25 protein-coding genes are annotated in these 25058 nt (G+C 72.6%); 8 read left to right on the top strand and 17 right to left on the bottom strand.

Going from position 1 to position 25058, the window contains the following annotated elements:
• Positions 1 to 40: 40 nt before the first annotated feature.
• The 3 genes from D0Y53_RS09570 to rpoE form a co-directional block, all read right to left on the bottom strand.
• Positions 41 to 1549, bottom strand: a complete 1509-nt coding sequence (locus tag D0Y53_RS09570) for a Do family serine endopeptidase (RefSeq protein ID WP_117202990.1) — start codon at positions 1547 to 1549, stop codon at positions 41 to 43.
• Positions 1550 to 1616: 67 nt separating this feature from the next.
• Entirely contained in the window at positions 1617 to 2453 is an 837-nt protein-coding gene (locus D0Y53_RS09565) for a sigma-E factor negative regulatory protein (protein WP_117202989.1), read from the bottom strand.
• Positions 2450 to 3067, bottom strand: coding sequence for an RNA polymerase sigma factor RpoE (gene rpoE, locus D0Y53_RS09560; RefSeq protein ID WP_117202988.1), 618 nt, complete (start codon positions 3065 to 3067; stop codon positions 2450 to 2452). Before rpoE ends, D0Y53_RS09565 begins: the two co-directional genes overlap by 4 nt.
• Before the next feature lie 197 nt (positions 3068 to 3264).
• On the opposite strand from rpoE, the gene D0Y53_RS09555 reads away from it, so the two are divergent.
• A complete protein-coding gene (locus D0Y53_RS09555) occupies positions 3265 to 5319 on the top strand; it encodes a 3-hydroxyacyl-CoA dehydrogenase NAD-binding domain-containing protein (RefSeq protein ID WP_117202987.1) in 2055 nt (684 codons plus the stop codon).
• A gap of 144 nt (positions 5320 to 5463) precedes the next feature.
• Here the strand turns inward: D0Y53_RS09555 and D0Y53_RS09550 are convergent, their stop codons facing one another.
• The 13 genes from D0Y53_RS09550 to D0Y53_RS09490 form a co-directional block, all read right to left on the bottom strand.
• A complete protein-coding gene (locus D0Y53_RS09550; RefSeq protein ID WP_117202986.1) occupies positions 5464 to 5823 on the bottom strand; it encodes a PilZ domain-containing protein in 360 nt (119 codons plus the stop codon).
• On the bottom strand, positions 5823 to 6878 hold the full coding sequence (locus tag D0Y53_RS09545) for a DNA polymerase III subunit delta' (RefSeq protein WP_117202985.1): 1056 nt from the start codon (positions 6876 to 6878) through the stop codon (positions 5823 to 5825). The genes D0Y53_RS09550 and D0Y53_RS09545 overlap by 1 nt, the downstream gene beginning before the upstream one ends.
• Positions 6875 to 7534, bottom strand: coding sequence for a dTMP kinase (tmk, locus tag D0Y53_RS09540; protein WP_117202984.1), 660 nt, complete (start codon positions 7532 to 7534; stop codon positions 6875 to 6877). The genes D0Y53_RS09545 and tmk overlap by 4 nt, the downstream gene beginning before the upstream one ends.
• On the bottom strand, positions 7531 to 8598 hold the full coding sequence (mltG, locus tag D0Y53_RS09535) for an endolytic transglycosylase MltG (protein WP_233511734.1): 1068 nt from the start codon (positions 8596 to 8598) through the stop codon (positions 7531 to 7533). Before mltG ends, tmk begins: the two co-directional genes overlap by 4 nt.
• Complete coding sequence (pabC, locus tag D0Y53_RS09530; protein ID WP_117202983.1) at positions 8595 to 9434, bottom strand: aminodeoxychorismate lyase; 840 nt, start codon at positions 9432 to 9434, stop codon at positions 8595 to 8597. Before pabC ends, mltG begins: the two co-directional genes overlap by 4 nt.
• A gap of 113 nt (positions 9435 to 9547) precedes the next feature.
• Positions 9548 to 10906: an aminodeoxychorismate synthase component I gene (locus D0Y53_RS09525; RefSeq protein WP_117202982.1), complete on the bottom strand. Its 1359-nt coding sequence runs from the start codon at positions 10904 to 10906 to the stop codon at positions 9548 to 9550.
• Positions 10907 to 11061: 155 nt separating this feature from the next.
• Positions 11062 to 12315, bottom strand: coding sequence for a beta-ketoacyl-ACP synthase II (gene fabF, locus D0Y53_RS09520; RefSeq protein WP_117202981.1), 1254 nt, complete (start codon positions 12313 to 12315; stop codon positions 11062 to 11064).
• 164 nt (positions 12316 to 12479) lie between these two features.
• On the bottom strand, positions 12480 to 12719 hold the full coding sequence (gene acpP / locus D0Y53_RS09515) for an acyl carrier protein (protein WP_093297108.1): 240 nt from the start codon (positions 12717 to 12719) through the stop codon (positions 12480 to 12482).
• A gap of 126 nt (positions 12720 to 12845) precedes the next feature.
• Positions 12846 to 13595: a 3-oxoacyl-ACP reductase FabG gene (gene fabG, locus D0Y53_RS09510; RefSeq protein ID WP_117202980.1), complete on the bottom strand. Its 750-nt coding sequence runs from the start codon at positions 13593 to 13595 to the stop codon at positions 12846 to 12848.
• Positions 13592 to 14542: an ACP S-malonyltransferase gene (gene fabD, locus D0Y53_RS09505; protein WP_117203012.1), complete on the bottom strand. Its 951-nt coding sequence runs from the start codon at positions 14540 to 14542 to the stop codon at positions 13592 to 13594. The genes fabG and fabD overlap by 4 nt, the downstream gene beginning before the upstream one ends.
• 171 nt (positions 14543 to 14713) lie before the next feature.
• Positions 14714 to 15694, bottom strand: a complete 981-nt coding sequence (locus D0Y53_RS09500) for a beta-ketoacyl-ACP synthase III (protein ID WP_117202979.1) — start codon at positions 15692 to 15694, stop codon at positions 14714 to 14716.
• 111 nt (positions 15695 to 15805) lie between these two features.
• Positions 15806 to 16000, bottom strand: a complete 195-nt coding sequence (gene rpmF / locus D0Y53_RS09495; RefSeq protein WP_117202978.1) for a 50S ribosomal protein L32 — start codon at positions 15998 to 16000, stop codon at positions 15806 to 15808.
• Positions 16001 to 16121: 121 nt separating this feature from the next.
• Positions 16122 to 16664, bottom strand: coding sequence for a YceD family protein (locus D0Y53_RS09490; protein WP_117202977.1), 543 nt, complete (start codon positions 16662 to 16664; stop codon positions 16122 to 16124).
• A gap of 122 nt (positions 16665 to 16786) precedes the next feature.
• On the opposite strand from D0Y53_RS09490, the gene D0Y53_RS09485 reads away from it, so the two are divergent.
• From D0Y53_RS09485 to D0Y53_RS09475, 3 genes are read left to right on the top strand one after another with little or no spacing between them, the layout of a single operon-like run.
• The gene (locus D0Y53_RS09485; RefSeq protein ID WP_117202976.1) at positions 16787 to 17152 is read left to right on the top strand and encodes a hypothetical protein; all 366 of its coding nucleotides are present in this window, start codon (positions 16787 to 16789) and stop codon (positions 17150 to 17152) included.
• Between the two features lie 4 nt (positions 17153 to 17156).
• A complete protein-coding gene (locus D0Y53_RS09480; protein WP_117202975.1) occupies positions 17157 to 17729 on the top strand; it encodes a Maf family protein in 573 nt (190 codons plus the stop codon).
• On the top strand, positions 17726 to 18445 hold the full coding sequence (locus D0Y53_RS09475) for a class I SAM-dependent methyltransferase (protein ID WP_117202974.1): 720 nt from the start codon (positions 17726 to 17728) through the stop codon (positions 18443 to 18445). Before D0Y53_RS09480 ends, D0Y53_RS09475 begins: the two co-directional genes overlap by 4 nt.
• A gap of 23 nt (positions 18446 to 18468) precedes the next feature.
• Here D0Y53_RS09475 and D0Y53_RS09470 read toward each other — a convergent pair whose 3' ends face one another.
• The gene (locus tag D0Y53_RS09470) at positions 18469 to 20319 is read right to left on the bottom strand and encodes a glycosyltransferase family 39 protein (RefSeq protein WP_117202973.1); all 1851 of its coding nucleotides are present in this window, start codon (positions 20317 to 20319) and stop codon (positions 18469 to 18471) included.
• Positions 20320 to 20481: 162 nt separating this feature from the next.
• On the opposite strand from D0Y53_RS09470, the gene D0Y53_RS09465 reads away from it, so the two are divergent.
• From D0Y53_RS09465 to D0Y53_RS09450, 4 genes are read left to right on the top strand one after another with little or no spacing between them, the layout of a single operon-like run.
• Positions 20482 to 21435, top strand: coding sequence for an AAA family ATPase (locus tag D0Y53_RS09465; protein WP_233511733.1), 954 nt, complete (start codon positions 20482 to 20484; stop codon positions 21433 to 21435).
• Entirely contained in the window at positions 21436 to 22422 is a 987-nt protein-coding gene (locus D0Y53_RS09460; RefSeq protein ID WP_117202971.1) for a DUF58 domain-containing protein, read from the top strand.
• Between the two features lie 2 nt (positions 22423 to 22424).
• Positions 22425 to 24428 (top strand): transglutaminase TgpA family protein, encoded by a 2004-nt coding sequence (locus D0Y53_RS09455; protein ID WP_117202970.1) that lies wholly within the window; start codon positions 22425 to 22427, stop codon positions 24426 to 24428.
• Complete coding sequence (locus tag D0Y53_RS09450; RefSeq protein WP_117202969.1) at positions 24425 to 24922, top strand: Slp family lipoprotein; 498 nt, start codon at positions 24425 to 24427, stop codon at positions 24920 to 24922. Before D0Y53_RS09455 ends, D0Y53_RS09450 begins: the two co-directional genes overlap by 4 nt.
• Positions 24923 to 25058 lie beyond the last annotated feature (136 nt).

Genomic DNA, 25058 nt, shown 5'->3' with positions numbered 1-25058 from the left:
CACCCGTGGCCTGTGGCCGGCCGCCGCCAGCCGTGGCCGGCTACTGCCGGTCGTCGGTCCGCGGCGTCACCGCGACGAACTGGCTGTTGCCGTTGCGGCTGAGCAGCAGCATCACCGTCTGTCCGGGCCGGACGTCGCGCAGCGCGCGATCGAGCTCGGCCGGGCTGCCGACCGCACTGCGGCCGACCTTGAGCACCACGTCGCCCGCACGGACGCCGGCGCTGCGCGCGGCCAGACCTTCGACCCGGGCGATGCCGACGCCCTCGCCAGGTTGCAGCCCCAGTTGCCTGCGGTCGGCGGCGTCCAGCGGTTCGCCGATCAGGCCGAGCGGATTGGACGAAGGCTGCACCGGCGCCGTCCGGTCCCGCGGCCCCTGGCCGCCATTGCCCGGCAGCAGGGTCTCGTCCAGCGGCGCCAGCACCACCGCGATCTCGCGCTGCGCGCCGTCGCGCAGCACCCCGAGCCGGATCCGCGTGCCCGGGGCCTTGGCGCCGACGATCGGAGGCAACTCGCTGGACTGCCCGATCGCGCGGCCGTCGACGCTGCGGATCACGTCGCCCACGCGCAGCCCGGCTTTCTCGCCGGCGCTACCGGGCGAGACCTCGCGGATCAGCGCGCCGCGGGTGTCCGGCAGGCCCAGGCCCTGGGCGAGGTCGGCGGTGATCGGCTGCAGCCCGACCCCGATCATGCCGCGCTGCACCTTGCCGGTGGCCTTGAGCTGCTTGACCGAGTTCATCGCCAGGTCGATCGGGATGGCGAAGCTCACCCCCATGTAGCCGCCGGAGTTGCTGAAGATCTGCGAATTGATGCCGACCACCTCGCCGCGGGTATTGAGCAGCGGCCCGCCGGAATTGCCGCGGTTGATCGCCACGTCGGTCTGGATGAACGGCACGTACTGCTGGCTGGCGCCGGCCGAACGCCCGACCGCGCTGACGATGCCGGCGGTGACCGAGTGGTCGAGGCCGAACGGCGAGCCGATCGCCACCACCCACTGCCCCGGCTTGAGCTGGCTGGAATCGCCCAGGCGCAGCGCCGGCAGGCCGCCGGCGTCGATCTTGAGCAGGGCGACGTCGGACTGCTCGTCGCTGCCGACGACCTGGGCGGTGAACTCGCGACGGTCGGAGAGCTTGACCTTCACCGCATCCGCGCCGTCCACCACGTGATGGTTGGTCAGCACGTAGCCGTCGGCGGAAATGAGGAAGCCGGTGCCCTGCGACACCCCGCGCGGCCCGTCTGCCGGGTCCTGCGGCATCCCCGGGAACGGCATTCCGGGGCCGAAGAAGCGGCGGAAGATCTCCGGGATCTGGGCGTCGTCGGGCAGTTGCCCGCGCAGCCGCGCGCCGCGGCTGCCGAGGGTCGCCTCGATGTTGACCACGCCCGGGCCGACCTGCTCGACCAGATGGGTGAAATCCGGCAGCCCGACCACCATCTGCGGCGCCGGCGCCGGCGACTGCGCGGTGGCGACAGGCAACACCACGGCCGTGGTGGCGGCGGAAACGACGGCGACCAGCGCCAGCGCGCCGACGCGCGCACGAACGGATGCATTCATCGAAGGACGACCTCGAAGCAAGGGATACGAAACGGTTCCGGCGTGGCGCGACGCCGATGCGTCGCACTCAATGCGCCGATCCGGCATCGTCGGCCGGCTGCGGCGGCGTCATCGGGCGCGGCTGGAACGGATAGAACGCCGCGCTAGTCGCCTGCATGCTGCCGTAATCGACATTGAAGGCGCCGCCGGACGCGCCCGGCAGCAGCGCGCGCGGCCACGGCCGGATGGCGATGTCGCTGGCTTGCGGCGCGAAGGGATTGACGGCCGGCGGCGGCGCCGCGGCGATCGCCCGCTGCGGCTCGGCGGCACGCGCGGCGCGGGTGCTGGCGGCGTGCTGGCTTTGTGCGCGCGAACGCCGTGCGACGGCGCGGCGCGGCACCTCGGCCACCGCGACGGCCGCCGCGAGCCGGGCACTGGAATCCGGTGCCTGCGGCGCAGCCGGCGCGGGCCGGGGCGCGGGCACCGGCGCGGGCGCCGGCACGGACGCCGGGGCGACGCTGGCGATTTCCATTCCCGCCGCGCCCTCGGGAACCGAGGCATCGGGGGCCTGGCGGCTGACGAACAGCGCGAAGACGGCGACCGACGCGGCCGCGAGCGCCGCACCGGAACCCCAGCGCAGCTTGCGCGGCGGGTGTGCGGCCACCGGCGCCGGCGCTGCCTGCGCGGCGATCGCCGCACTCACGCCACCGGCGAAGCCGGCCGGTGCTGCCAGCGCGTCGCGCCCGCGCAGGATGTCGCCGGCCAGTTGCCAGCGCGACCAGCAGCCGGCGAGGTCGGTGTCGTGTTGCAGCCGGCGCAGCAGGAAGCGCGCCTCGTCCGGCGCCAGTTCGCCGTCGAGCAGCGCCGACAGCTGCAGGCGGTTGTGGTCCAGGATCTTGTCGTGGAAATCGTTTCCGGAAGTCATCGTGTCGCTCGCTCCGGTGCGTGTTCGGTATCCATCAGGGGCCGCAGTTCCTGGTCGATCGCCTCGCGGGCGCGGAAGATGCGCGAACGCACCGTGCCGATCGGGCAATCCATCTTCTGCGCGATCTCCTCGTAGCTCAGGCCGTCGACCTCGCGCAACGTGATCGCCGTGCGCAGCTCGTCCGGCAGGGCTTCGACCGCGCGCATCACGGTTTGTTCCATCTGCTGGCGCATCAGTTCGCGTTCCGGCGTGTCGTTGTCGCGCAGGCGCAACCCGGACTCGAACTGCTCGGCGTCGCCCACGTCGATGTCGTCGGTGGGCGGGCGACGGTTGTGCGCGACCAGGTGATTCTTGGCGGTGTTCACGGCGATCCGGTGCAACCAGGTGTAGAACTGCGCGTCCCCGCGGAAACTGCCCAGCGCGCGATAGGCGCGCAGGAAGGTTTCCTGGGCCACGTCCTGGCACTCGCTCCAGTCGGCGACATAGCGTCCGATCAAGGCGACGATCCGATGCTGGTACTTGCGCACCAGCAGATCGAATGCCGCCTTGTCGCCGCGCTGGACACGCGTTACCAGCTCGTGGTCCAACTGCTGGGACAACTCAACCTCGGCCATGCCTTGCCGGCACTCCTGCATGTCGGCCCGGCATTCAGCCGGGCAGTGGGACAACGTCCGTGGCGGAAAGTTCCACCCCTGCCGAGCCAATGGGGGCGCATTGACTGCAATCAAAGACGGCCGGGATGATACTTTGGCGTCCCGTACCGCAGCGAATGGCCACCACCATGACAACAAGCCCCGCGACGGCAGCCCCCATGATTGCAGGCTTCGACGGGCTCCGCTTCCGCCATTGGCAGGCGGCGGCGCGCGGCGACGGCATCGTCGTGGTGACCATCGACCGCGGCGGGCAATCGGTCAACGCGCTGTCGCAGGACATGCTGATCGAGCTCGACACCCTGCTCGAGCGGCTGGCCATCGATCCACCCAAGGGCGTGGTGTTCCGCTCCGCCAAGCCGTCGGGCTTCGTGGCCGGGGCCGACGTCAGGGAATTCCAGGACTTCGATGCCCGCGGCACGGTCAAGGACGCGCTGTTCCGCGGCCAGCAGACCTTGCAGAAGCTGGCCGAGCTGCCCTGCCCCACGGTCGCGGCGATCCACGGCTACTGCATGGGCGGCGGCACCGAGCTGGCGCTGGCCTGCCGCTACCGCGTCGCCTCCGCCGACGCGTCCACGCGCATCGGCCTGCCGGAAGTGAAGCTCGGCATCTATCCCGGCTGGGGCGGCAGCGTGCGCCTGCCGCGGCTGGTCGGCGCGCCCGCGGCGATGGACCTGATGCTGAGCGGCCGCGCGTTGCCGGCCAAGGCTGCGCGCGCGATCGGCCTGGTCGACCGTGTGGTCGACACAGCGGACCTGGTCGAGGCTGCGGCAACGCTGGTGGCGAAAGGCGCCACGCGTGCGTTCAAGCAGCGTTTTCTCGCCTGGGCGACGAACTGGTGGCCGGTGCGGCAGGTACTGGCGCCGATGCTGGTCAAGCAGGTCGCGCGCAAGGCACCCAAGGCGCATTACCCGGCGCCGTACGCCTTGATCGAGACCTGGCGCCGCGCCGGCGGCGGGATCCAGTCGCTGCTGGGTGCCGAGCGCAAGGCGGTGGCCAGGCTCGCCGGCACCGCCACCGCACGCAACCTGATCCGGGTGTTCTTCCTGCAGGAGCGGCTCAAGGCCCAAGGCGCCGGCGACAGCGGCATCGCCCGCGTGCACGTGGTCGGCGCCGGGGTGATGGGCGGCGACATCGCCGCCTGGGCGGCGTACAAGGGTTTCGAGGTCACGCTGTCGGACCGCGAGCAGCGCTTCATCGACGGCGCGCTGACGCGCGCGCAGGCGCTGTTCGCGAAGAAGGTCAAGGACGAGACCAAGCGTCCGGCGGTCGCGGCGCGGCTCAAGGGCGACCTGGCCGGCGACGGCGCCGCGGACGCGGATCTGGTGATCGAGGCGATCATCGAACGGGCCGAGGCCAAGCGCGAGCTGTACGCCGCGGTGGAGCCGCGGATGCAGCCTGGCGCGCTGCTCACCAGCAACACCTCCTCGATCCCGCTCACCGACCTGCGCGGCCAGCTGCAGCGACCGGCGCAGTTCGCCGGCCTGCACTACTTCAACCCGGTGGCGCTGATGCCGCTGGTGGAAATCGTCCGCCACGACGCGATGGCCGCGGACACGCAGCAGCGGCTGGCGGCGTTCTGCAGGGCGCTCGGCAAGCTGCCGGTACCGGTCGCGGGCACGCCGGGGTTCCTGGTCAACCGGGTGCTGTTCCCGTACATGCTCGAGGCCGCGACCGCGTTCGCCGAAGGCATTCCCGGCGCGGCGATCGACAAGGCGGCCAAGCGCTTCGGCATGCCGATGGGGCCGATCGAGCTGATCGACACGGTCGGGCTGGACGTCGCCGCGGGCGTGGCGCAGGAACTGGCGCCGTTCCTCGGCCTGCAGGTGCCGGCCGCGCTGGCGGCGCCACCGGCCGCCGGCAAGCGCGGCAAGAAGGACGGTCAGGGCCTGTACAAGTGGGTCGACGGCAAGCCGGTCAAGCCGGACCTGCCGAAAGGCTACCAGGCTCCCGGCGACCTCGAAGACCGCCTGTTGCTGCCGCTGCTCAACGAGGCCGTCGCCGCACTCCACGACGGCGTGGTCGCCGATGCCGACCTGCTGGATGCCGGGGTGATCTTCGGCACCGGCTTCGCACCGTTCCGCGGCGGTCCGATCCAGTACGTGCGCGACACCGGTGCCGAAGCGCTGCTGGCGAAGCTGCAGGCGCTGCAGGCGCGTTACGGCGACCGTTTCGCGCCGCGGCCGGGCTGGGACGCCCCGGCGCTGCGGGCCTGAGCGCCGGCGCCGGGGTGCAGCGCGCGGCCGTGCCACCGGCGTTGCGGGTTGCGGGTTGCGCCGGAACCAGCGTCTGCCGCTGCGTCGACGCGCGGTGCGGCAATGCCGGGCGCAGTGCGGTGGCGGTCCGCGCGCGCGGCGGACTCACATCGTGTGCGTGGGCTTGTCCGCGGTGAGGGTGCCGGCCAGCAGCGTCTCGATCTTGCCCTTGACCGTCTCGCCCTCGCTGCTGTCGGCGAACTGCACGCCGATGCCGGCGGTACGGTTGCCCTGGGCCCCGGTCGGGGTCACCCAGATCACCTTGCCGGCCACCGGCAGGCGTTCGCTGGATTCGGGCAGGGTCAGCAGCAGGAACACTTCGTCGCCGAGGAAGTAGCGGCGGGTGGTCGGCACGAAGATGCCGCCGGATTTCAGGTACGGCATGTAGGCGCTGTAGAGCTGCGCCTTGTCCTTGACCGCCAGCGACAGGATGCCCTGGCGCGCGCCGCCCACGTTTGCCGCCATCAGTTCTGTTCCCCGCTCATGCGTCCACGTTCTCCTGCGGCCTGCCAGGCAAGCAGCAACTCCGCGACCGCCAACTCGGCGCGTACCGTGGTCCGCAGCAACGCCCGGGTGCGGTTGGCCGCGTCGAACCACGCCGCCAGCCTGCGGGTTCGCCCGACATCGGTCAAGCGCAGCGCGGTGGCCAGGCCGGTGGCCTCGTGCAACGCCAGGTCGGTCGCGAAACGCAAACGCAGTGCGGCCTGTTCATCGGCCACCCAGCGCTGCGCGGTCGCGGCCGCAGACGCCTGGCCGCGCGCCAGCCGCGCCAGATCGTCGGCGACCTCGCGCCGCAGCGCCAGGCTGCCGTCGCGCAGCCAGGCGTCCGCCAGCCCGGGATGGCCGCGGGCGGCCGCCAGCGCCTCGGCCGCGGCCGCCGCGTCGTGGCCCTGGGCGTGCAGCCAGGCCAGCGCCTCCGCATGCGGCGGCAGCCGGAACTCGAGCTTCTGGCAGCGGCTGCGGATGGTCGCCGGCAGCCGCGCCGGATCGGCGCTGACCAGCCACAGGTGACGGCCGGGCCGCGGTTCCTCCAGCGTCTTCAGCAGCGCATTGCAGGCGGCATGGTTGATCGCGTCGGCGGGCTCGACGATCGCCACCTGCGCCGTGCCCAATTGCGGGGTCAGCGAGAGCTTCTGCGAGAGTTCGCGGATCTGTTCGATCACGATCTCGGTGCGCGGCTTGCCGGACTTCTCGTTGAGCGCGTAACCGACGAACCAGACATCGGGGTGCCCGGGCTTGCCGGACGGATGCGCCGGCGTGCCGTCGGGGCGCAGCTCCATCGGATCGCCCTGCGAGCGCGACAGGTACAGGGTGCAGCTGCGGCACGTGCCGCACGGCTCGTCGCCGGCGGCGCGCGCCTGGCACAGCACGCGTTGCGCCAGACGCTCGGCGACCGCGCGCTTGCCCAGTTGCGCCGGGCCGCAGAACAGCAGGGCGTGGCCCAGGCGGCCGCCGTCGAACGCGGCGGCGGCCTGGTCGTAGATGCGCTGCTGCCAGGGCGCGAACGCGGCACCGGTCATCGCGCCGCCCGCCAGGCGCGCAACTGCGCCACCGCCTCGGCCGCGACTGCCGCGGCAGGGCGCGTCGCATCGAGCACGCGGATGCGCTGCGGGTCGCCCGCCGCGCGCGCCAGGAACGCGGCGCGCACGCGCTGGAAGAAGTCGTCCTGCTCGCGCTCGATCCGGTCGGGGCCGTCGCCGGCGCGCGCCAGGTCGCGGTCGCGCGCGCGCGCCCGGCCCTCGCCGACGCCCAGGTCGAGCAGCAGCGTCAGCCCGGGCTGCAGGCCGACCGTGCGGCGTTCCAGTTCGGCGATGAAACCGGCATCGAGTCCGCGCCCGCCACCCTGGTAGGCGTAGCTGGAATCGGTGAAACGATCGCTGATCACCCAGGCGCCGCGCTCCAGCGCGGGCAGGATCGTGGCGCGCACGTGCTGCGCGCGCGCGGCGAACATCAGCAGCAATTCCGTTTCCGCAGCCGGCGGTTCGTGGCTGCCATCGTCGAGCAGCAGCGCGCGGATGCGTTCGGCCAGCGGCGTGCCGCCGGGTTCGCGCGTGCACACGACTTCGCCGCCCTCGGCCGCCAATGCGCTCCGCAGCGCGGTCAGCACGGTGGTCTTGCCGGCGCCCTCGCCGCCTTCCAGCGAAACGAACCGCGGATGGGAAGGCAACGTGGTCATTGCGCCTGCCGCCGCTGCTGGCGATAGCGCCGCAGGTAGTCGCGCACCGCGCCTTGGTGTTCGGACAGCGAACGCGTGAACACATGGCGGCCGCTGCCGTCGCCGACGGCGACGAAGTACAGCGCATCGCCCGGCGCCGGATGGGTGGCCGCGTGCAGCGCCGCGACGCCCGGCATCGCGATCGGCGTCGGCGGCAGGCCGGCGCGGGTGTAGGTGTTGTAGGGCGTGTCGGCCAGCAGGTCGGCACGGCGGATGTTGCCGGCGTAACGCTCGCCCATGCCGTAGATCACGGTGGGATCGGTCTGCAGCCGCATCCCCAGCCGCAGGCGGCGCACGAACACGCCGGCGATCTGCGCCCGCTCCTCGGCGACGCCGGTCTCCTTCTCCACGATCGATGCCAGCACCAGCGCTTCCTCCTTCGTGCGCAGCGGCAGGTCCGCGACGCGCGCCTCCCAGGCCGCATCCAGCGCCCTGGCCATCGCCGCATGGGCGCGGCCGAGCAGGTCCAGATCGCTGTCGCCGCGGGTGTAGGCGTAGGTCTCGGGCAGGAACCGCCCTTCCGGGTACTGCCCGGGGTGGCCCAGCGCCCGCATCAGGGCCGCATCGTCGAGGGTGTCGATCTCGTGTCGCAGCGGCTGCGCCTTCGCCAGCGCGGCACGCAGTTCGCGCAGGGTCCAGCCCTCGACGATGGTGAAACGGTGGCTGATGACCTTGCCCTCGCGCATGCGCAGCAGCAGCTGCCGCGGCGTGATGCCGGGATCGAGCGCGTACTCGCCCACCTGCAGGCGGCCGGCGGCGCCGGTCTGCCGCGCCAGCAGCTGCCATTCGGCCGCGCGCCCCGCGGGCACGCCGGCCGCGTGCAGCTTGTCGAGCACGCGGGCGAAGGAGTCGCCGCGCGCGACCTGCACGCTGGCACCGGCCGGCAGCCCGGCGAGCGGCGCATCGGCGAATCCCAAATAACGGTGCAGCGCCGCGTAGCCCAGCGCCCCAGCCAGCAGCACGGCGACCGCCAGCAGCACGCCGAGACCGCGCTTGCCGGGTTTGCGGATGCGTGGGGAACTCACGGGTGCTCCAGGTCCAGGGCGAAGGCGGGATGCAACTGCGCCAGCGTGCGCCGTGCCGCGGCGACCGCAGGATGCGGCGGCCAGGTGCGTGCATCGAGCCGGGCGAGCGGCAGGATACCGCGCACCGCATTGCACAGGAAAACCGCATCCGCCGCCGCGACCGCGGCCGCATCCAGCCGCGCCTCGTGCGCCTGCAACGGCGCCAGCAACTGCGCGCGGCAGACGCCGGCGACGCCGCAGCGATCCAGTGGCGGCGTCGTCCAGCGGCCTTCGCGCAGCACGAACAGGTTGGCGCTGGTCGCGGACACGACGTTGCCGTCGGCGTCGCACAGCAGGCCTTCGTCGACCCCGGCCTCGACGCATTCGGCCCGCGCCAGCACCTGTTCCAGCCGGTTGCAGTGCTTGATCCCGGCCAGCAGCGGTTGCACGGCCAGCCGCGTCCGGCACCAGCGCACCTGCAGGCCGTGCGCCGCGGCCGGCGGTGCGGGATGGCGCGACAACAGCCAAGTCGGCGCAGCGTCGGCGGCAGGCGCGTAACCGCGGGCGCCGCGGCCGCGGGTCACGATCAGCTTGACCACGCCGGCGTCGGGGTCCTGCGCCAGCAGCGCCGCGGCCTCGGCGCGCACCTGCCGCTGCTCCGGCAGGCGCAGGCGCAGGCGCGCGGCGCCGCGCGCCAGCCGCGCCCAGTGCGCGTCCCACCACGGCAGCGTGCCGCGATGCGCGCGCAGGGTTTCGAACAGGCCATCGCCGTAGGCCAGGCCGCGATCGTCGGCGGACACCGCGTCGCTGCGCGCGCCGCCCCGGAAAATCAGCGTATTGGTACCGGGCGTCGTCATTCGTCAGGGGTCCCGCGCGCAGCCAGGGCGAATGCCGCGCTGGCGCCGGATTTCGCGTACCCGGCAGGGTATCGTGGGCATTTGCCCGCAGCCGGTGCCGACGGGGCGCCGGCTCAACACGCCGGTTCGCCCAGCGCGCGCAGCATGCCGCGCGCCTTGGCGCGGGTCTCGTCGAGTTCGCGCTGCGGATCGGAGTCGGCGACGATGCCGGCGCCGGTGCGGAAGCGCAGCGTGCGGCCTTCCAGCTCGGCGCTGCGGATCAGGATGTTGAGGTCCAGGTCGCCGTCGCGCCCGAGCCAGCCGAAGGCGCCGGTGTAGGCGCCGCGCCCCTGCCCCTCGAGTTCGGCGATGACCTGCATGCAGCGCACCTTGGGGCAGCCGGTGATGGTGCCGCCGGGGAACACCGTGGCGATCGTCGCGCCCGGCGTGACGTCCGATCGCAGCCGGCCGCGCACGTTGCTGACGATGTGGTGCACGTGGGCGTAGCTTTCCACCGTCATCAGTTCGTCCACTTCGACGCTGCCCGCTACGCACACGCGGCCCAGGTCGTTGCGCTCCAGGTCGATCAGCATCACGTGCTCGGCGCGTTCCTTGGGATTGCCGACCAGGTCGCGGATGCGCGCCGCGTCGTCGTCGCCGGCAAAGCGCGGTCGGGTGCCGGCGATCGGCCGGGTCTGCACCAGGTCGCCGTGCACCGACACCAGCCGCTCCGGCGAGGCGCTCACCACCGCCCAGCCGTCGCCGGCGAACACCCCGGCGAACGGCGCCGGGTTGTGACGGCGCAGGCGCGCGAACAACGCGGCGGGATCGGGAGCGCGGTCGAAATGCGCCTGCCAGCCGCGCGACAGGTTGGCCTGGAACACGTCGCCGGCGGCGAGGTAGTCGAGGATGCGGGCGACACCGTCGATGAAGCGTCGCGGCGGCTCCTCGTCCAGCCGTGCCGGCGCGGTCCACGCCGGCAGCGGCGGCAACGCCTGCGCGCAGGCGAGATCGGCGGCGATCGCGTCCAGCGTTGCCGCATGCGCGGTTTCGGCGACCGCGATGCAATCGCCGCTGGTGCGATCGCGCAGGATTGCGGCCGGGCAGCGCAGCGCCAGCGCCGGCGGCAGATCACCGGGTGCCGGCGGCAGGCACAGCACCGGTTCGACTTGCGCGGCGAGTTCGTAGCCCAGCAGCAGCGCCCAGCCGCCGCGGAACGGCCAGCGCGAGGGCATGCGCGGGATGCGTTGCGCGCGCCAGTCGCGATCCAGCGCGGCCAGGAAATCGCCTTCGACCTGCGTGCCGTCCTCACGGCGGACGACGCCATCGCGCGCCAGCGTCAGCGATTGGCCGCTGGCCGCCAGCAGCAGATCCCAGCGACCCTGCGCGGTGCCGGCGGCCGCGGATTCCAGCAACAGCGGATAGCGCCGCGGCGCGAGGCGCTGCAGCGCGAGCAGGTCGATGTCCGAAGGGAGGGCGCGGGTGACGGACATGCCGTCGGCTCAGTCGCGCTGCAACGGAAGGCGCCGGGCTCCCGCGTTCGCGGAAACGACGGCCCGAAGCGGCCGGGCGGGGCGAAGCGGCCGCGGGGTTGCGCCCGGACCAGGCCGTCCGCCGCGCCCGCCGGGCTTCCTCGCCCCCGTCGTGCTCACACCCGGCGGAAGACCAGCGTGCCGTTGGTGCCGCCGAAGCCGAACGAATTGGACATCGCCACCTCGATCTTCGCTTCCCGCGCGGTGTGCGGCACGTAGTCGAGGTCGCAGCCCTCGGACGGATGCTCGAGATTGATGGTGGGCGGGACGATGCCGGTGTGCAGCGCCATCGCCGAGAACACCGCCTCCACGCCGCCGGCCGCGCCCAGCAGGTGCCCGGTCATCGACTTGGTCGAGCTGATCATGGTCCTGTAGGCGTGTTCGCCCAGCGCCGCCTTCACCGCCATGGTCTCGGCCAGGTCGCCGGCCGGGGTCGAGGTGCCGTGGGCGTTGATGTAGCCGATCGCGGCGACGTCGATCTCCGCGTCGCGGATCGCGTTGCGCATGCAGCGCGCGGCGCCGTCGCCGTTCTCGCTGGGCGCGGTCATGTGGAAGGCGTCGCCGCTCATGCCGAAACCGACCAGCTCGCAGTAGATGCGCGCGCCGCGCGCCTTCGCGGCCTCGTATTCCTCCAGCACCAGGATCCCGGCGCCGTCGCCCATGACGAAGCCGTCGCGGTCCCTGTCCCACGGCCGCGAGGCCTGCTCCGGCGCGTCGTTGCGGGTGGACAGCGCCTTCATCGCGCAGAAGCCGCCGACCGAGGTCGGGGTGACGGCGTATTCCGCGCCGCCGGCGATCATCGCGTCGGCCTCGCCGTACTGGATCATGCGCATCGCCAGGCCGATGTTGTGGGTGGCGGTGGTGCAGGCGGTGACCGCTGCGATGTTGGGGCCCTTGGCGCCGGTCATGATCGAGACCTGGCCGGCGATCATGTTGATGATGGTGCTGGGCACGTAGAACGGCGAGATCTTGCGCGCCCCGCCCTCGGCGTACCTGAGCGTGGTTTCCTCGATGCCCTTGAGGCCGCCGATGCCGGCGCCGATCGCCACGCCGATGCGCTCGGCCGCCTCGCCAGCGATCTCCAGGCCGGCATCGGCGATGGCCATCATCGACGCGGCCACGCCGTAGTGCACGAAGGGATCCATCTTCTTGATGTCCTTCGGCGCGATCCACTTGCCGGGGTCGAAATCCTTGACCTGGCCGGCGATCCGGGTCGGGAACGAGGACGCATCGAAATGGGTGATCGGGCCGATCCCCGAGCGGCCATGGACGACGCCGTCCCAGCTGCTGGCCAGATCGTTGCCCAGCGGCGACAGGATTCCCAGGCCGGTGACGACGACACGCCGATGTAAGGCTGGACGCTTGGACATGCCCCAACTCCGTTGCTGCGCGGCTTCCGCTGCTCTCTACAAATGCACGGGGCCGCGAATGCGGCCCCGCTGTTCCAGTCAGGCCGGCGGGCGACGGGGCGCCACGGCGGCATTTCGTGGAAAGCCCGGCGAGCGACGGCCGGGCGCGTGTCCAGGAAAGAACATCAAGCCTTCACGTGCGCCTTGACGTAGTCGATCGCCTGCTGCACGGAGGTGATCTTCTCGGCTTCCTCGTCCGGGATCTCGCACTCGAACTCTTCCTCGAGCGCCATGACCAGTTCGACGGTATCGAGCGAATCCGCGCCGAGGTCGTCGACGAACGAGGCGCTGTTGGTGACTTCCTCTTCCTTGACGCCCAACTGCTCGACGACGATCTTCTTGACGCGCTCTTCGATGCTGCTCATGTGTGCTCACTCCTCCCGGACGGGATGTTTAGATGGAATAGTCTAAAGGAATCGGCGGCCTCGGCGCACCCTGTCAAAAGCCTTTCCGGTTCAATCGCTTAGCCGGCGCCTCCGCTCGCTTCGGAATCACGGCATGTACATGCCGCCGTTCACGTGCAGGGTCTCGCCGGTGATGTAGGCCGCCGCCGGGCCGGCCAGGAACGCCACCGCGCGGGCGACGTCGCCGGGCGCGCCGAGACGACCGAGCGCGATCTGGCCGAGCAGCCCTTCGCGCGCGGCCTCCGGCAACGCGCGGGTCATGTCGGTGTCGATGAAGCCGGGCGCGACCACGTTGACCGTCACCCCGCGGCTGCCGATTTCCTTGGCCAGCGACTTGCTGAAGGCGATGATGCCGGCCTTGGCCGCGGCGTAGTTGGCCTGGCCGGCGTTGCCGGTGACGCCGATCACCGAGGCGATGTTGACGATGCGGCCGCGGCGCGCCTTCATCATCCCGCGCATCACCGCCTTGCTGGTGCGGTAGACGCTGGTGAGGTTGGTGTCGAGGATCGCGTTCCAGTCCTCGTCCTTCATCCGCAGCAGCAGGTTGTCGCGGGTGATGCCGGCGTTGTTGACCAGGATCGTGACCGCGCCGAACTGCTTAGCGACGTCCTCCACCAGCGCCTCGACCGCGGCGCCGTCGGTGACGTCCAGCACCCGGCCATGACCGCCGGCGGCGTGCAGACGCTCGCCGATCGCGGCGGCGCCCGCGGCGGTGGTGGCGGTGCCGATCACCGTCGCGCCCTGCGCGGCCAGTTCCTCGGCGATCGCCGCGCCGATGCCGCGGCTGGCGCCGGTGACCAGCGCGATTTCGCCCTGCAGCGGGTCCTGGCGGCTCATGCGTCGCTCCATTGCGTCAGTGCGTTCTCGAATTCCTCCGGGGTGCCGAGCGCGCGCGCGTCGAGCGACTTGTCGATGCGCCTGGCCAGGCCCACGAGCACCTTGCCCGGGCCGCATTCGCCGAGGCGGGTCGCGCCGCGCGCGGCCAGCGCCTGCACGCAGTCGCTCCAGCGCACCGGCAGGTAGAGCTGGCGCACCAGCGCGTCGCGGATCGACTGCACGCCCTCGTGCACCTCGCCGTCGACGTTCTGCACGATCGGGATTTCCGGCTCGTGCCAGCGCATCCCGGCCATCGTCCCGGACAGGCGGTTGGCGGCCTCGCGCATCAGCGGCGTGTGCGAGGGCACGCTGACCGCGAGCCGGACCGCCTTGCGCACGCCGCGCTCGGCCAGCAGCGCCAGCGCGCGCTCGAGCGCGGCGACATCGCCGCCGATCACCACCTGGCCGGGCGCGTTGTAGTTGGCCGGGACCACGACCGCGGTATCGGAAGCTTCGCGGCAGGCCTCGGCCACGACCGCATCGTCGGCGCCGAGCACCGCGGCCATCGCGCCGACGCCCTCGGGCGCGGCGTCCTGCATCAGCTGCCCGCGCAGACGCACCAGATGCGCGCCATCGGCCAGCGACAGCGCACCGGCCGCCACCAGCGCGCTGTACTCGCCGAGGCTGTGCCCGGCCAGCCACGCCGGCCGCGGCCCCCCGCGCTGCCGCCACAGCCGCCACACCGCCACCCCCGCGGCCAACAGCGCCGGCTGCGTGTATTCGGTGCGGTTGAGCATTTCCTCCGGGCCGCCCTGCGAGAGCGCCCACAGGTCGATCCCTGCGCCTTCGGAAGCTTCGCGGAACGTCGCCTGCACCGACGGCTCCAGCGCCGCCAGTTCGGCCAGCATGCCGAGCGACTGCGAGCCCTGGCCGGGGAACACGAACGCGAGCGAGGAGGAAGAGGTCATCGTGGAGCCCGGAAGCATCGGGAAAAGCGCGGGGCGGGAATGATACGGGCTGACGGCCGCAGCCGTCTGTACCGCTGCGTACGTCCCGCCGCAAACCGGCGCGGACAAGCACCGGTCACGCGCGGCGGCGGCGCAAAGCCCGGCTGCGCAGCGGCAGCCGGCCGGCGCGGATCAGTAGCGCAGCAGGGCCGAGCCCCAGGTAAAGCCGCCGCCGAACGCCTCCAGCAGCAGCAACTGCCCGCGCTGCACCTTGCCCGAGCGCACCGCGGCGTCCAGCGCCAGCGGCACCGAGCCCGAGGAGGTGTTGCCGTGCATGTCGACGGTGACGATCACGCGCTCCATCGGCATTTCCAGGCGCTTGGCGGTGGCCTCGATGATGCGCAGGTTGGCCTGATGCGGGATCAGCCAGTCGATCCGGCTGCGCTCGATGCCGTTGGCCTGGAGCGTCTCCTCGACGATCGCATCCAGCGCCTTGACCGCGTGCTTGAACACCTCGTTGCCGGTCATGTTGATGCGCACGCCGGCGTTGGGCTCGCCGGGCTTGAAGCCGACGGAGACTCCGACCGGGTTCCACAGCAGCTCCTTCTTGCCGCCGTCGGCGTGCAGGTGGGTGCTGAGGATGCCGGTCTCGGCGTCGGCCTTGAGCACCACCGCACCGGCGCCGTCGCCGAACAGCACGCAGGAAGTGCGTTCGCTCCAGTCGACCATCCGGGTCAGGGTCTCGGCGCCGACCACCAGCGCGGTCTTCGCGCTGCCGGAACGGATGAACTTATCGGCCACCGACAGCGCGTAGACGAAGCCCGAGCACGCGGCGTTGACGTCGAACGCGGGGCAGCCGTTGGCGCCCAGCCGGTGCTGCAGCAGGCAGGCGGTGGACGGAAAGACCAGGTCCGGGGTGGTGGTGCCGAGCACGATCAGGTCGAGCTCGGACGCGGCCACGCCGGCCGCTTCCAGCGCGCGCACGGCGGCGTGCCAGGCGAGGTCGCCGGTGGTCTCGCCCTCGGCGGCGACGTGCCGCTGGCGGATGCCCGTACGCGAGGCGATCCACTCGTCGCTGGTATCGACGAGCTTGGCGAGATCGTCGTTGGTCAGCACTTTTTCCGGCAAATAACTGCCGGTGCCCGCGATGCGGGAATAGATCCGGTCACTCATGCGCAGGCCCCGGTAAATGGTCCGGTACCGGCTTGCCCGGCACCGATCGCGACCCTCCCTGGCGCGACGACAACGGTGGGCGCGGTCGCCACGCGGCCGGCGCCCGTGGGGTCAGTCTTCCTCGACGACCTTGGTCTTCGGTGCGATCACCTGCTTGCCGCGGTAGTAGCCGTCGGCGGTGACGTGGTGGCGCAGGTGGGTCTCGCCGGTGGTCGGGTCGGTCGACAACTGCTTGGCGGCGAGGGCGTCGTGGGCGCGGCGCTGGCCACGGCGGGACGGGGAAACGCGGGACTTCTGTACAGCCATGGGATTGCTCCAGCCTTCGATTCGTTGCGCGCCACACCCGGTGGCTGCCAAAAACGGCGGCTCGCGCCGCCCTCGATTGTCCTGTCGCACCGGTCCGGTCTTGCCGGCCCGACGCCGTGGTTCAACTGTCGTGCTTCTTCAACCGCGCCAGCGCCGCAAACGGGCTGGCTTGCGCCGCGTCGTCCGCCGGCACCGGCCAGTCCCGCGCCAGCGCCTCGCTGCCAGGCGCGATCGGCACCACCGGCACGGCGAGGATCAACTCGTCCTCCACCAGGTCCGCCGGCCGCAGCATGCCGTCCTCGGGCAGCAGCAGCGGTTCGTAACCCGGCGGCAACCCGGCCTCGGCCGCCTCCACGTCGGCGTCGGCAGGCAACAGCCCCAGCCGTTGCTCCACCTTCACCGGCAGCAGGAAACGCTGCAGCGTGCGCTGGCAGACCAGCGGCAGCGCCGCGTCGATCCGCAACTCCACATATGGTACCTGCAACGCGTCGCGGCCGAACTCGATCGCGTACCGCGCCTCGCCCGCAGCGTCGCACAAGGCGTCGCGCAGGCGCGGCATCGACGACAACGGCAGGCTGCCCTCGAATCCGCGCCGCGCGGCCACCATGCGCCAGGCATCCAGCGCTGCGGGCAAACGCCCGGACCCATGCGATTCGGCGGACATAAGCGGCGAAATGTTAGGCGCCTGCGCCGTCGCTGTCAAACCCAAGCCCTTGCCGGCACGGGGAATTTGCCCCCCGCCACGGCGCGCGGCAGACTGGCCCTTCCCCCGGTCCGGACCCGACCTTGACCACCGTCATCGCGCTGTTGACCGTCGCCGCCTTCGCCGTGGCCGCGGGCCTGTTGCTGCGGCAACGCGGCGGCCGCCGCCAGCGCGCGCTGACCCAGGTGCTCGACGCGGCCGACGCGCTCGAGGCGCGGTTGCGCGCGGCGCGCACCGAGATCGAGGCGATCGCCGGCAACGACGACGGCGATCCGGTCCGCGAGGCCCTGCAGGAGATGCTGCGCCAGCGCCTGTGGCTGCAGCAGCACGGCCAGCAGGCTTCGCTGGAGCAGCTGGCCTCGGTCCGCGACTCGATCGACGCCGGGCGCCGGCGCATCGACCAGCAATTGCTGCGGATCGAGCGCGCCCGTGCCCCTTCCGTGCACTGAACCGATGCCCCGGCTGATCCTCGCCTCGACTTCGCCGTACCGGCGCGAACTGCTGGCGCGGCTGCGGTTGCCGTTCGACGTCGCGCGCCCCGACACCGACGAGACGCCCCTGCCCGGCGAAGCCCCGGCGGCGCTAGCGCAGCGCCTGGCGGCCGCCAAGGCCGCCGCCGTGGCTTCGGCCCGGGACGCCTGGGTGGTTGGCTCCGACCAGGTCGCCGAACTCGACGGCGCGGCACTGGGCAAACCCGGCGGTCGCGAGGCGGCACTGGCGCAGCTGGCGGCGATGTCCGGCCGCAGCGTCGTCTTCCGCACCGCGGTCTGCCTGCTCCACCACGACGGTCGCCGCCACCAGGCCGTGGACACCACCATCGTGCGCTTCCGGCCGCTGGACGCGGCCGAAATCGCCCGCTACGTCGACGCCGAGCAGCCCTTCGACTGCGCCGGCAGCTTCAAGTCCGAAGGATTGGGCATCGCCCTGTTCACGGCGATCGAATCGCAGGATCCGACCGCGCTGGTCGGCCTGCCGCTGATTGCGACCGCGCGCCTGCTTCGCGCGGCCGGTTTCACGCTGCCGTGAACCACGCCGCGACCGCCACGCCCCTGCGCGGGCTGCGGGCGCGGCCGTTCCGTTGCCCGGGTTGCGGCCCGTCGCTGCTGCTGCGCCTGGGCGGGGACGAGATGCGGGTGCGCTGCTTGCGCTGCCGCGGCACGCCGGTGCACCTGTCGCTGCTTGCGGCGCTCGCCGCCCACGTCGGACGCCTGGCCGCACTCGACGCCTGCGAGCTGTCCACCACCGGCGCGCTGTTGCGCCACCTGCGCCGGCGCTGCCGCAGCGTCGCCACCAGCGAATACCTGGAAGGCATAACCCCCGGCGGCCATCGCAACGGCATCCGCTGCGAGGACGTGCAGCGGCTGAGCTACGCCGATGCCAGCTTCGACCTGTGCACCTCGACCGAGGTCTTCGAGCACGTTCCCGACGATCGCGCCGGCCTGCGTGAACTGCACCGGGTGCTGCGGCCAGGCGGGTGGCTGCTGTTCACGGTACCGCTGTCGGATCTGCCCGCCACCCGCGAGCGGGCGCGTCGCCACGGTCCACGGATCGAACACCTGCTGCCGCCGGCCTACCACGGCGACCGCCTGAACGGTCCCGGCAGCGTGCTGGTGTACCGCGACTACGGCCGCGACATCGTCGAGCGCGTGCGCGCCGCGGGCTTCGACCAGGCCGCGCTGTGGACCCCGCGCCGCGATTTCCACGGCCACCGTCGCGCGGTGGTGGTCGCCCGCCGCGGCTGAGGCCACGTCCGCCGCCATACGGCTCAATCGCGCGTGTCGTCCACCACGATCCGCTGTTCCGGCCAGGTCTCGCGGCTGCCGTCCTTGCCATGCAGCACCAGCCCCAGCCAGTGCACGCCGGCGCTGCCTTCGGGCAACACCACTTCGGCATCGAAGCCGACATCCGGATGCGCCGGGTCGGTGGAAATCCGCCAGAACGGCGCCACGTACGGCCGCGGCAGGCCGTAACGCGCGGTGGCGAGCGGGTGCCCGTCGAGGGTGATCTCGACCCGGGCGATGCCGACCCCGTCCTTGAACGCCCAGCCCGCCACCAGGAAGCGGCGGCCGACCCGCGCACCGGCAGCCGGCGCATCGAACCACGCCATCGCCGGCGTGGTGCAGGCGCCCGTTTGCGCCGCTTCTCCAAACGCGAACAGCAGGAAACGCTGGCGGCCGTGGTCGACGTTCACCACCAGCGGCGCCGGCAGCGGCCCCAACCGGGCGCACAGGTCGTGGTAGTGCGCGAGCAGGTGCTTGTACGCAATTTCCGAGGCGCCGACCACCAGCAGCAGCGGCTGCGGGCCGAGCGCGGCGCGGTCGTCGGCGCGCAGCCCCCACAGCGCCAGTTGCGGCGCGCGCCCGTGCTTGCGGTTGAGCGGATGCGGCAGCACCGCAATGTCGGGATCGTCGAGCGCGAAGCCGAGTTCGGCGCCGACCTTGAAGTTGTCGGCGACGATCCGGGTATCGGCCGGCAGCGTCGCGCGCAGTTCGCGCACCGCGCGCGCCAGCGGCTCCCAGCCGGCAAAGTTGCCCGGGTACCACTTGGCGCCGGCGCTGTGCGCGCGCAACGCCGGCACCGAGACCGCCGCGTAATACCCCAGCAGGGTCAGCAGCCCGAGCGCCGCCAATGCCGTGGTCGCCCGTCGCAGCCACGCCGGCCAGCGCCGCAGCACCCCCGGCAACAGCGGCAGCAACGCGACATAACCCGGCAGCGGCCAGTGGAAACTCACCCGCTCGGTGTCGGCGAAAAAGCCGAGCACGAAGAAGCCGAGCACCACCAGCGCGCCGAGCCAGGCGAAATAGCGCGCGACGCGGTTGTCGTCGCCGGCATGTCGCCACGCCGCCAGCAGCAGCGCCGCGAACAGCAGCGGCGTCACCAGCAGCGCCTGCACCAGCACGAACCAGATGCCGTCGGCATGGAACGCCCAGGGATGGCGGTCGACCAGCTGGAAACGCAGCCCGGCCTCGGCGTTGTCCAGGTTCCAGGCCAGCAACGGCGTCCACGCGGCGATGCCGAAGGCGAGCGCCACCCACACCCGCGGATCGCGCAGCGCACGCCGGCCTTCCGGGATCAGCAGCAGGGCGAGGCCGCCGACCGCGATCACGGCGATGAAGCGGTAATGGCTGAGCGCGCCGATCGCCAATCCCAGCGCCAGCTCCAGCGCCGCGGTCGCATCGACCGTGCGCAGCAGGCGGGTGCCGGCGTCCATGCACAGCAGCGTCGCCAGCGCCATCGCCACGTCCGGCACCGCCAGCAGGCCCAGGGTGCCGGCCAGCGGCAGCAGCAACGCGAAGATCCCCGCCTGCCAGCCCTGCACCGGGTCGAATTCGCGCGCGGTGATCCGCACCACCAGCCACGGCAGGCAGGCGGCCAGCAGCAGGAATGGCGCGCGCAAGGCCAGCACGTCGTTGCCGCCGAGCGCGACCCCGATCCGGGTCAGCCACGCCGTCAGTCCCGGCAGGTCCGAATACGCCCACGCCAGGTGCCGGCCTTCCTGCCAGTAGAAGGCCTCGTCGACGAACAGCGGCAGCCGTGCGGCCAGCACCAGCTTGAACGCCAGCAGCAGCGCCCACAGCAGCAGGAACCATCGCCGCGCCCGGATTTCGCTCCGCATGCGTCCGTGCCTCGCTACACTCGCGACCACTGGCCTTCGAAGGGCGCGAAGGCCGACCGGCCGGGAGATCCCGGCCATGCAATGCGGTACCCGCCGCAGTTGCCCCTGCTGCAGCGGCCGGATCGACCGGCACCGTTGTCCCGACTTCACCGCGAGGCGCGCATGTCCGCAACACCCGTGGCAGCCACCATGCTAACCGACGGCCTGCGCGCCGCGCTGACCCGGGCCCTGGCGCAGGTCAACACCCTGGTGCTGGGCAAGCCGCAGGAGGTGCGGCTGGCGTTCGTCGCGCTGCTCTCCGACGGCCACCTGCTGATCGAGGACCTCCCCGGGCTGGGCAAGACCACGCTGGCGCATGCGCTGGCGGCGACCCTTGGATTGGGGTTCCAGCGCGTGCAGTTCACCTCCGACCTGCTGCCTTCGGACATCGTCGGCGTGTCGGTGTTCGATGCGCAGACGCGGCGCTTCGAATTCCATCCCGGGCCGGTGTTCGCGCACGTGCTGCTGGCCGACGAGATCAACCGCGCGCCGCCGCGCACCCAGAGCGCGCTGCTGGAGGCGATGGCCGAGCATCAGGTCACGGTGGATGGCCACACCCACGCCCTGCCCGATCCGTTCTTCGTGATCGCGACCCAGAACCCGATCGATCTCGCCGGCACCTATCCGCTGCCCGATTCGCAGCTGGACCGATTCCTGCTGCGGCTCACCCTGGGCTACCCCGACGAGGACGCCGAGCGGGCGCTGCTGGCCGGCGCCGATCGCCGCGACCTGATCGCGCAGACCCTGCCGCTGCTCGGCGCCGAGGAGGTGCTGGCGTTGCGGCGCGCGGTCGGTGGCATCCACGCCAGCGACGCGCTGCTGGACTACGTGCAGGCGCTGCTGATCCGCAGCCGCCGGCACCCGGGCGTGCGCGTGGGCCTGTCGCCGCGCGCCGGCATCGCGCTGCTGCGTGCGGCGCGCGCCTACGCCCTGCTGCTGGGCCGCGCGCATGTGCTGCCGGAGGACGTGCAGGCGCTGTTCGCCGCGGTCGCCGCGCACCGCCTGGTGCCGGACGCCGACGCCGGCAACCCGTCGGCGCTGGCCAAGGCAATCCTGCACGCGGTGCCGGTGGACTGAATGGTCGCGCTGCCGCAGCGCGCGCCGGCGGGCCCGCGGCAACAGCTGCGCCGGCGCTTCCAGGCCTGGGCGCGGCCGCGCCGGCCGGAAGCGCTGCCGGTGGCGCTGGACCGCCACCGCATCTACGTGCTGCCGACGCGCTTCGGCCTGTTCTTCGCGCTGCTGCTGGGGGTGATGGGCCTGGGCGCGCTCAACTACAACAACAATCCGGCGCTGCTGCTGGCGCTGCTGCTGGCCGCCGCGGCCAACGCCAGCCTGCTGCTCGCGCACCTGCAATTGAGCGGGCTGCAGGTCGTCGCGATCGGCGCCGAGCCGGTTGCGGCCGGCACCCCGCTGGAACTGCGGCTGCACGCCCGCGCCGCGCCCGGCCGCGAGCGCCGCGGCTTGCGCGTGGACTGCGGCGCCGCCACGACCACGCTGTCGCTGAGCGAGGGCAGCGGCCAGGCCAGCCTGCTGCTGCCGACCACGCAGCGCGGCTGGCTCGATCCCGGACGCCTGTGCATTTCCAGCATCCGCCCGCTCGGGCTCGCCCGTGCCTGGGCGTATGTGTGGCCTCAGACGCTGTTGCTGGTGTACCCGGCACCGGAAGCGCACGGCCCGCCGCTGCCCCCGGGTGGCGGCAGCCAGGCGCCGGTGCGCCTGCATCCGGCCGGCGACGACGTCCATCACCTGCGCGCCTACCGCCGCGGCGACCCGCGCCGCGCGATCGCCTGGAAGCCGTCCGCGCGCCGCGGTGCACTACTGGTGCGCGAATACGAGCAACCGCGGGGTGCCGACGTGGTGCTGGACTGGCGGCAGCTGTCGGCGCTGGCGTGGGAGGCGCGGATCCGGCGGCTGGCGCGCTGGGTCGACGAGGCCGAGCGCGAAGGCCGGCGCTATCGCCTGCAACTGCCGGGGCAGCCCGCACTCGGACCCGCCTCCGGCGCGCAACACCGCCACGCCTGCCTGCGGGCGTTGGCGCTGCTGCCGGCGGCCGGGGAGCGCTGACGATGGCCGCGCCCGCCCTCGCGCTCGACCCGCACAGCCGCGTCTGGGTGCTGCTCGCCGCCGGCGCCTGCCTGCTGCCGCTGCTGCTGCAGTTGCCGCCGACACTCGCGCTCGGCATCGCCACCGCCGCGCTGCTGGTCGCGGCCGGCTCCTGGCGCCGGCCGCTGCCGGGCTGGCTGCGGCTGCTGCTGGCGCTGACCCTGGTCGGCACGGTGCTGACGATGTCGCGCTTCGCCTTCGGCCGCGACACCGGCTGCGCGCTGCTGGCGGCGATGCTGGCGATCAAGCCGGCGGAAACGATCACCCTGCGCGATGGCCGCAGCCTGCTCGGATTCGCGCTGTTCGCGCCGTTCGCCACCTTCCTGCTAGACCAGGGTCCGCTGGCGCTGGCGCTGGGTCTGCTCGGCGCGACCCTGGCCCTGGCGGCGCTGCTGCGCCTGGCCGAACTGGAGTCCGGCGACAGCCGCCAGCGGCGGCCGCCGTGGCGGCGCCTGACCGCGGTATGGCGACTGGTCGCGATCGGCCTGCCGCTGGCGCTGGCGGCATTCTGGCTGTTCCCGCGCCTGGCCACGCCGTTGTGGGGCGTGCCGCAGCGCGCGCTGGCCCGGCCCGGCCTGTCCGACCACATGGCGCCCGGCGAGTGGGTCGAGCTGATGAACGACGACTCGACCGCGCTGCGGGTGCAGTTCTTCGGCCCGGCACCGGAGCCCTCGCAGATGTACTGGCGCGGACCGGTGCTGTGGAATTTCGACGGTCGCCGCTGGACCCAGGCGACCTGGCTGCGCGGCGTCGCCGCCGCCCCGGTGCGCAGCGCCGCCACGCACTGGGACTACGAGCTGGAACTCGAACCCACCGACCGCCGCCAGCTGGTCGCGCTGGACCTGCCGACCGCCGAGCCCGCCGGCGCGCGGCTGTCGCTGGACTACAGCCTGTACAGCGCGCGGCCGCTGGTCGCGCCGAGCCGCTGGCGCCTGCGCTCGGCGCCGCCGCTGGCGTTCGAGCCGCAGTTGCTGCGCACCCTGCGCCGGTTCGCGCTGGCGTTGCCGGAGGGCTACAACCCGCGCACCGTGGCGCTGGCGCAGCAGTGGCGCCGCGACGCCGGCCCCAGCAACGCCGCCAACGACGCGGCGATCGTGCAGCGCGCCATGCGCATGATCCGCAGCGAGTTCGCCTACACCCTGGCCACGCCGCTGCCGGGGCGGCATGCGGTCGACGAATTCCTGTTCGACACCCGGGCCGGGTTCTGCGAGCACTTCAGCTCCGCCTTCGTGGTGCTGATGCGGGCGGCGGGGATCCCGGCGCGGGTGGTCACCGGCTACGTCGGCGGCTACCGCAATCCGATCGGTGGCTACTGGCTGGTGCGCAATTCCGACGCCCACGCCTGGGCCGAGGTCTGGCTGGAGGGCCGCGGCTGGGTGCGGGTGGATCCGACCGCCGCGGTCGCCCCGGAGCGCATCTACGACACCCTCGCCGAGCGCGCGCCGGGCGCGATCGGCGATTTCACCGGGCTGACGCCGGTGTTCGACGCCGGCGACTGGCTGCGCCGCGGCTGGAACGATTTCGTGCTCGGCTTCGACGCCACCCGGCAACGGCAGCTGCTGCGGCCGCTGGGGCTGCGCGACATCGACGGCGGGCGGCTGCTGGCGTTGTTCGCCGGCACCGCGGCGCTGGCGCTGCTGTGGATGGCCTGGCTGACCGCGCGCGCCGAGCGCGAGTCCGACCCGGTGCTGCGCGCCTGGCACCGGCTGGGCGCGCGCTACGCCCGGCTCGGGCTCGGCCGCGCGCCGCACGAGCCGGCCGGGGTCTGGGCCGCGCGCGTCGGCCGCGCGCGGCCGGACCTGGCCGAGGCGCTGCAGCGGCTCACGCGCGGTTTCGACGATTGGCGGTACGCTGGCGTCGGACCGGCATCCGCACGGGATCTGGTTCGCGCCCTGCGCAGGCACCGCCCCCGGGCGGCATCCGCGCCCGCCGCCGCGGCACCCCGGCAACACGGAGAATCCACATGATCGCCCCGCTCCGGAATACCCGTTACGTCCTCCTCGCCCTGGCCGTCCTGCTGGCCGCCTGCGCGACTCAGCCGCTGCCGCTGCAGGGCCAGTTCACCCCGATCACACCGCGCGAGGCGGCCGAGCGCGACAGCACCGGCGCGCTGGTGCGCTGGGGCGGCCGCATCGTGCAGGTCGAGCCGCAGACCAATCGCACCTGTTTCGAAATGATCTCCACCCGCCTGGGCAGCGACGGCCGCCCGTACTGGGCCAGCGACGACATCGGCGGGCGGTTCATCGCCTGTCGTACCGGCTTCTACGATCCGGCGCTGTTCGAGAAAAACCGCGAGGTGACCTTCACCGGCCGCATCGACGGTTACGACACGCGCAAGGTCGGCGGCTACGAGTACCGCTTCCCGCGCCTGGCCGCCGACGTCGTCTACCTGTGGCCGCTGCGCGAGCGCGTGGACGTGATCACGCGGCCGGCGCCGTGGCCGTGGTGGGGCTGGTGGTGAGAAGCCGGGAGACGGTGATTCGCGACTGCGCATTCCCGGGGCCCATGGCCTGATCTCGCGAGATCGGTTTCGGAAGATCGGCTTCGGAGGGAGTCATTGCCCCGGCGGGCTGGGGGGCTGCGTCCTCCTGACGACC

The sequence above is a fragment of the Cognatiluteimonas weifangensis genome, assembly GCF_003416885.1.
Classification (GTDB): domain Bacteria; phylum Pseudomonadota; class Gammaproteobacteria; order Xanthomonadales; family Xanthomonadaceae; genus Cognatiluteimonas; species Cognatiluteimonas weifangensis.
Note: the sequence above shows the minus strand (reverse complement) of the source record. Positions and strands in the feature narration are given on the sequence as shown.

Coding starts and splice junctions, on each gene's coding strand:
- pabC (WP_117202983.1), bottom strand. CDS start 9,434: ATGACGACGCCCGGTACCAATACGCTGATTTTCCGGGGCGGCGCGCGC.
- D0Y53_RS09500 (WP_117202979.1), bottom strand. CDS start 15,694: ATGAGTGACCGGATCTATTCCCGCATCGCGGGCACCGGCAGTTATTTG.
- fabD (WP_117203012.1), bottom strand. CDS start 14,542: ATGACCTCTTCCTCCTCGCTCGCGTTCGTGTTCCCCGGCCAGGGCTCG.
- D0Y53_RS09465 (WP_233511733.1), top strand. CDS start 20,482: ATGTCCGCAACACCCGTGGCAGCCACCATGCTAACCGACGGCCTGCGC.
- fabF (WP_117202981.1), bottom strand. CDS start 12,315: ATGTCCAAGCGTCCAGCCTTACATCGGCGTGTCGTCGTCACCGGCCTG.
- D0Y53_RS09555 (WP_117202987.1), top strand. CDS start 3,265: ATGATTGCAGGCTTCGACGGGCTCCGCTTCCGCCATTGGCAGGCGGCG.
- D0Y53_RS09460 (WP_117202971.1), top strand. CDS start 21,436: ATGGTCGCGCTGCCGCAGCGCGCGCCGGCGGGCCCGCGGCAACAGCTG.
- fabG (WP_117202980.1), bottom strand. CDS start 13,595: ATGAGCCGCCAGGACCCGCTGCAGGGCGAAATCGCGCTGGTCACCGGC.
- D0Y53_RS09455 (WP_117202970.1), top strand. CDS start 22,425: ATGGCCGCGCCCGCCCTCGCGCTCGACCCGCACAGCCGCGTCTGGGTG.
- D0Y53_RS09490 (WP_117202977.1), bottom strand. CDS start 16,664: ATGTCCGCCGAATCGCATGGGTCCGGGCGTTTGCCCGCAGCGCTGGAT.
- rpmF (WP_117202978.1), bottom strand. CDS start 16,000: ATGGCTGTACAGAAGTCCCGCGTTTCCCCGTCCCGCCGTGGCCAGCGC.
- D0Y53_RS09570 (WP_117202990.1), bottom strand. CDS start 1,549: ATGAATGCATCCGTTCGTGCGCGCGTCGGCGCGCTGGCGCTGGTCGCC.
- tmk (WP_117202984.1), bottom strand. CDS start 7,534: ATGACCACGTTGCCTTCCCATCCGCGGTTCGTTTCGCTGGAAGGCGGC.
- rpoE (WP_117202988.1), bottom strand. CDS start 3,067: ATGGCCGAGGTTGAGTTGTCCCAGCAGTTGGACCACGAGCTGGTAACG.
- D0Y53_RS09470 (WP_117202973.1), bottom strand. CDS start 20,319: ATGCGGAGCGAAATCCGGGCGCGGCGATGGTTCCTGCTGCTGTGGGCG.
- D0Y53_RS09545 (WP_117202985.1), bottom strand. CDS start 6,878: ATGACCGGTGCCGCGTTCGCGCCCTGGCAGCAGCGCATCTACGACCAG.
- D0Y53_RS09565 (WP_117202989.1), bottom strand. CDS start 2,453: ATGACTTCCGGAAACGATTTCCACGACAAGATCCTGGACCACAACCGC.
- D0Y53_RS09450 (WP_117202969.1), top strand. CDS start 24,425: ATGATCGCCCCGCTCCGGAATACCCGTTACGTCCTCCTCGCCCTGGCC.
- D0Y53_RS09525 (WP_117202982.1), bottom strand. CDS start 10,906: ATGTCCGTCACCCGCGCCCTCCCTTCGGACATCGACCTGCTCGCGCTG.
- acpP (WP_093297108.1), bottom strand. CDS start 12,719: ATGAGCAGCATCGAAGAGCGCGTCAAGAAGATCGTCGTCGAGCAGTTG.
- D0Y53_RS09480 (WP_117202975.1), top strand. CDS start 17,157: ATGCCCCGGCTGATCCTCGCCTCGACTTCGCCGTACCGGCGCGAACTG.
- D0Y53_RS09550 (WP_117202986.1), bottom strand. CDS start 5,823: ATGGCGGCAAACGTGGGCGGCGCGCGCCAGGGCATCCTGTCGCTGGCG.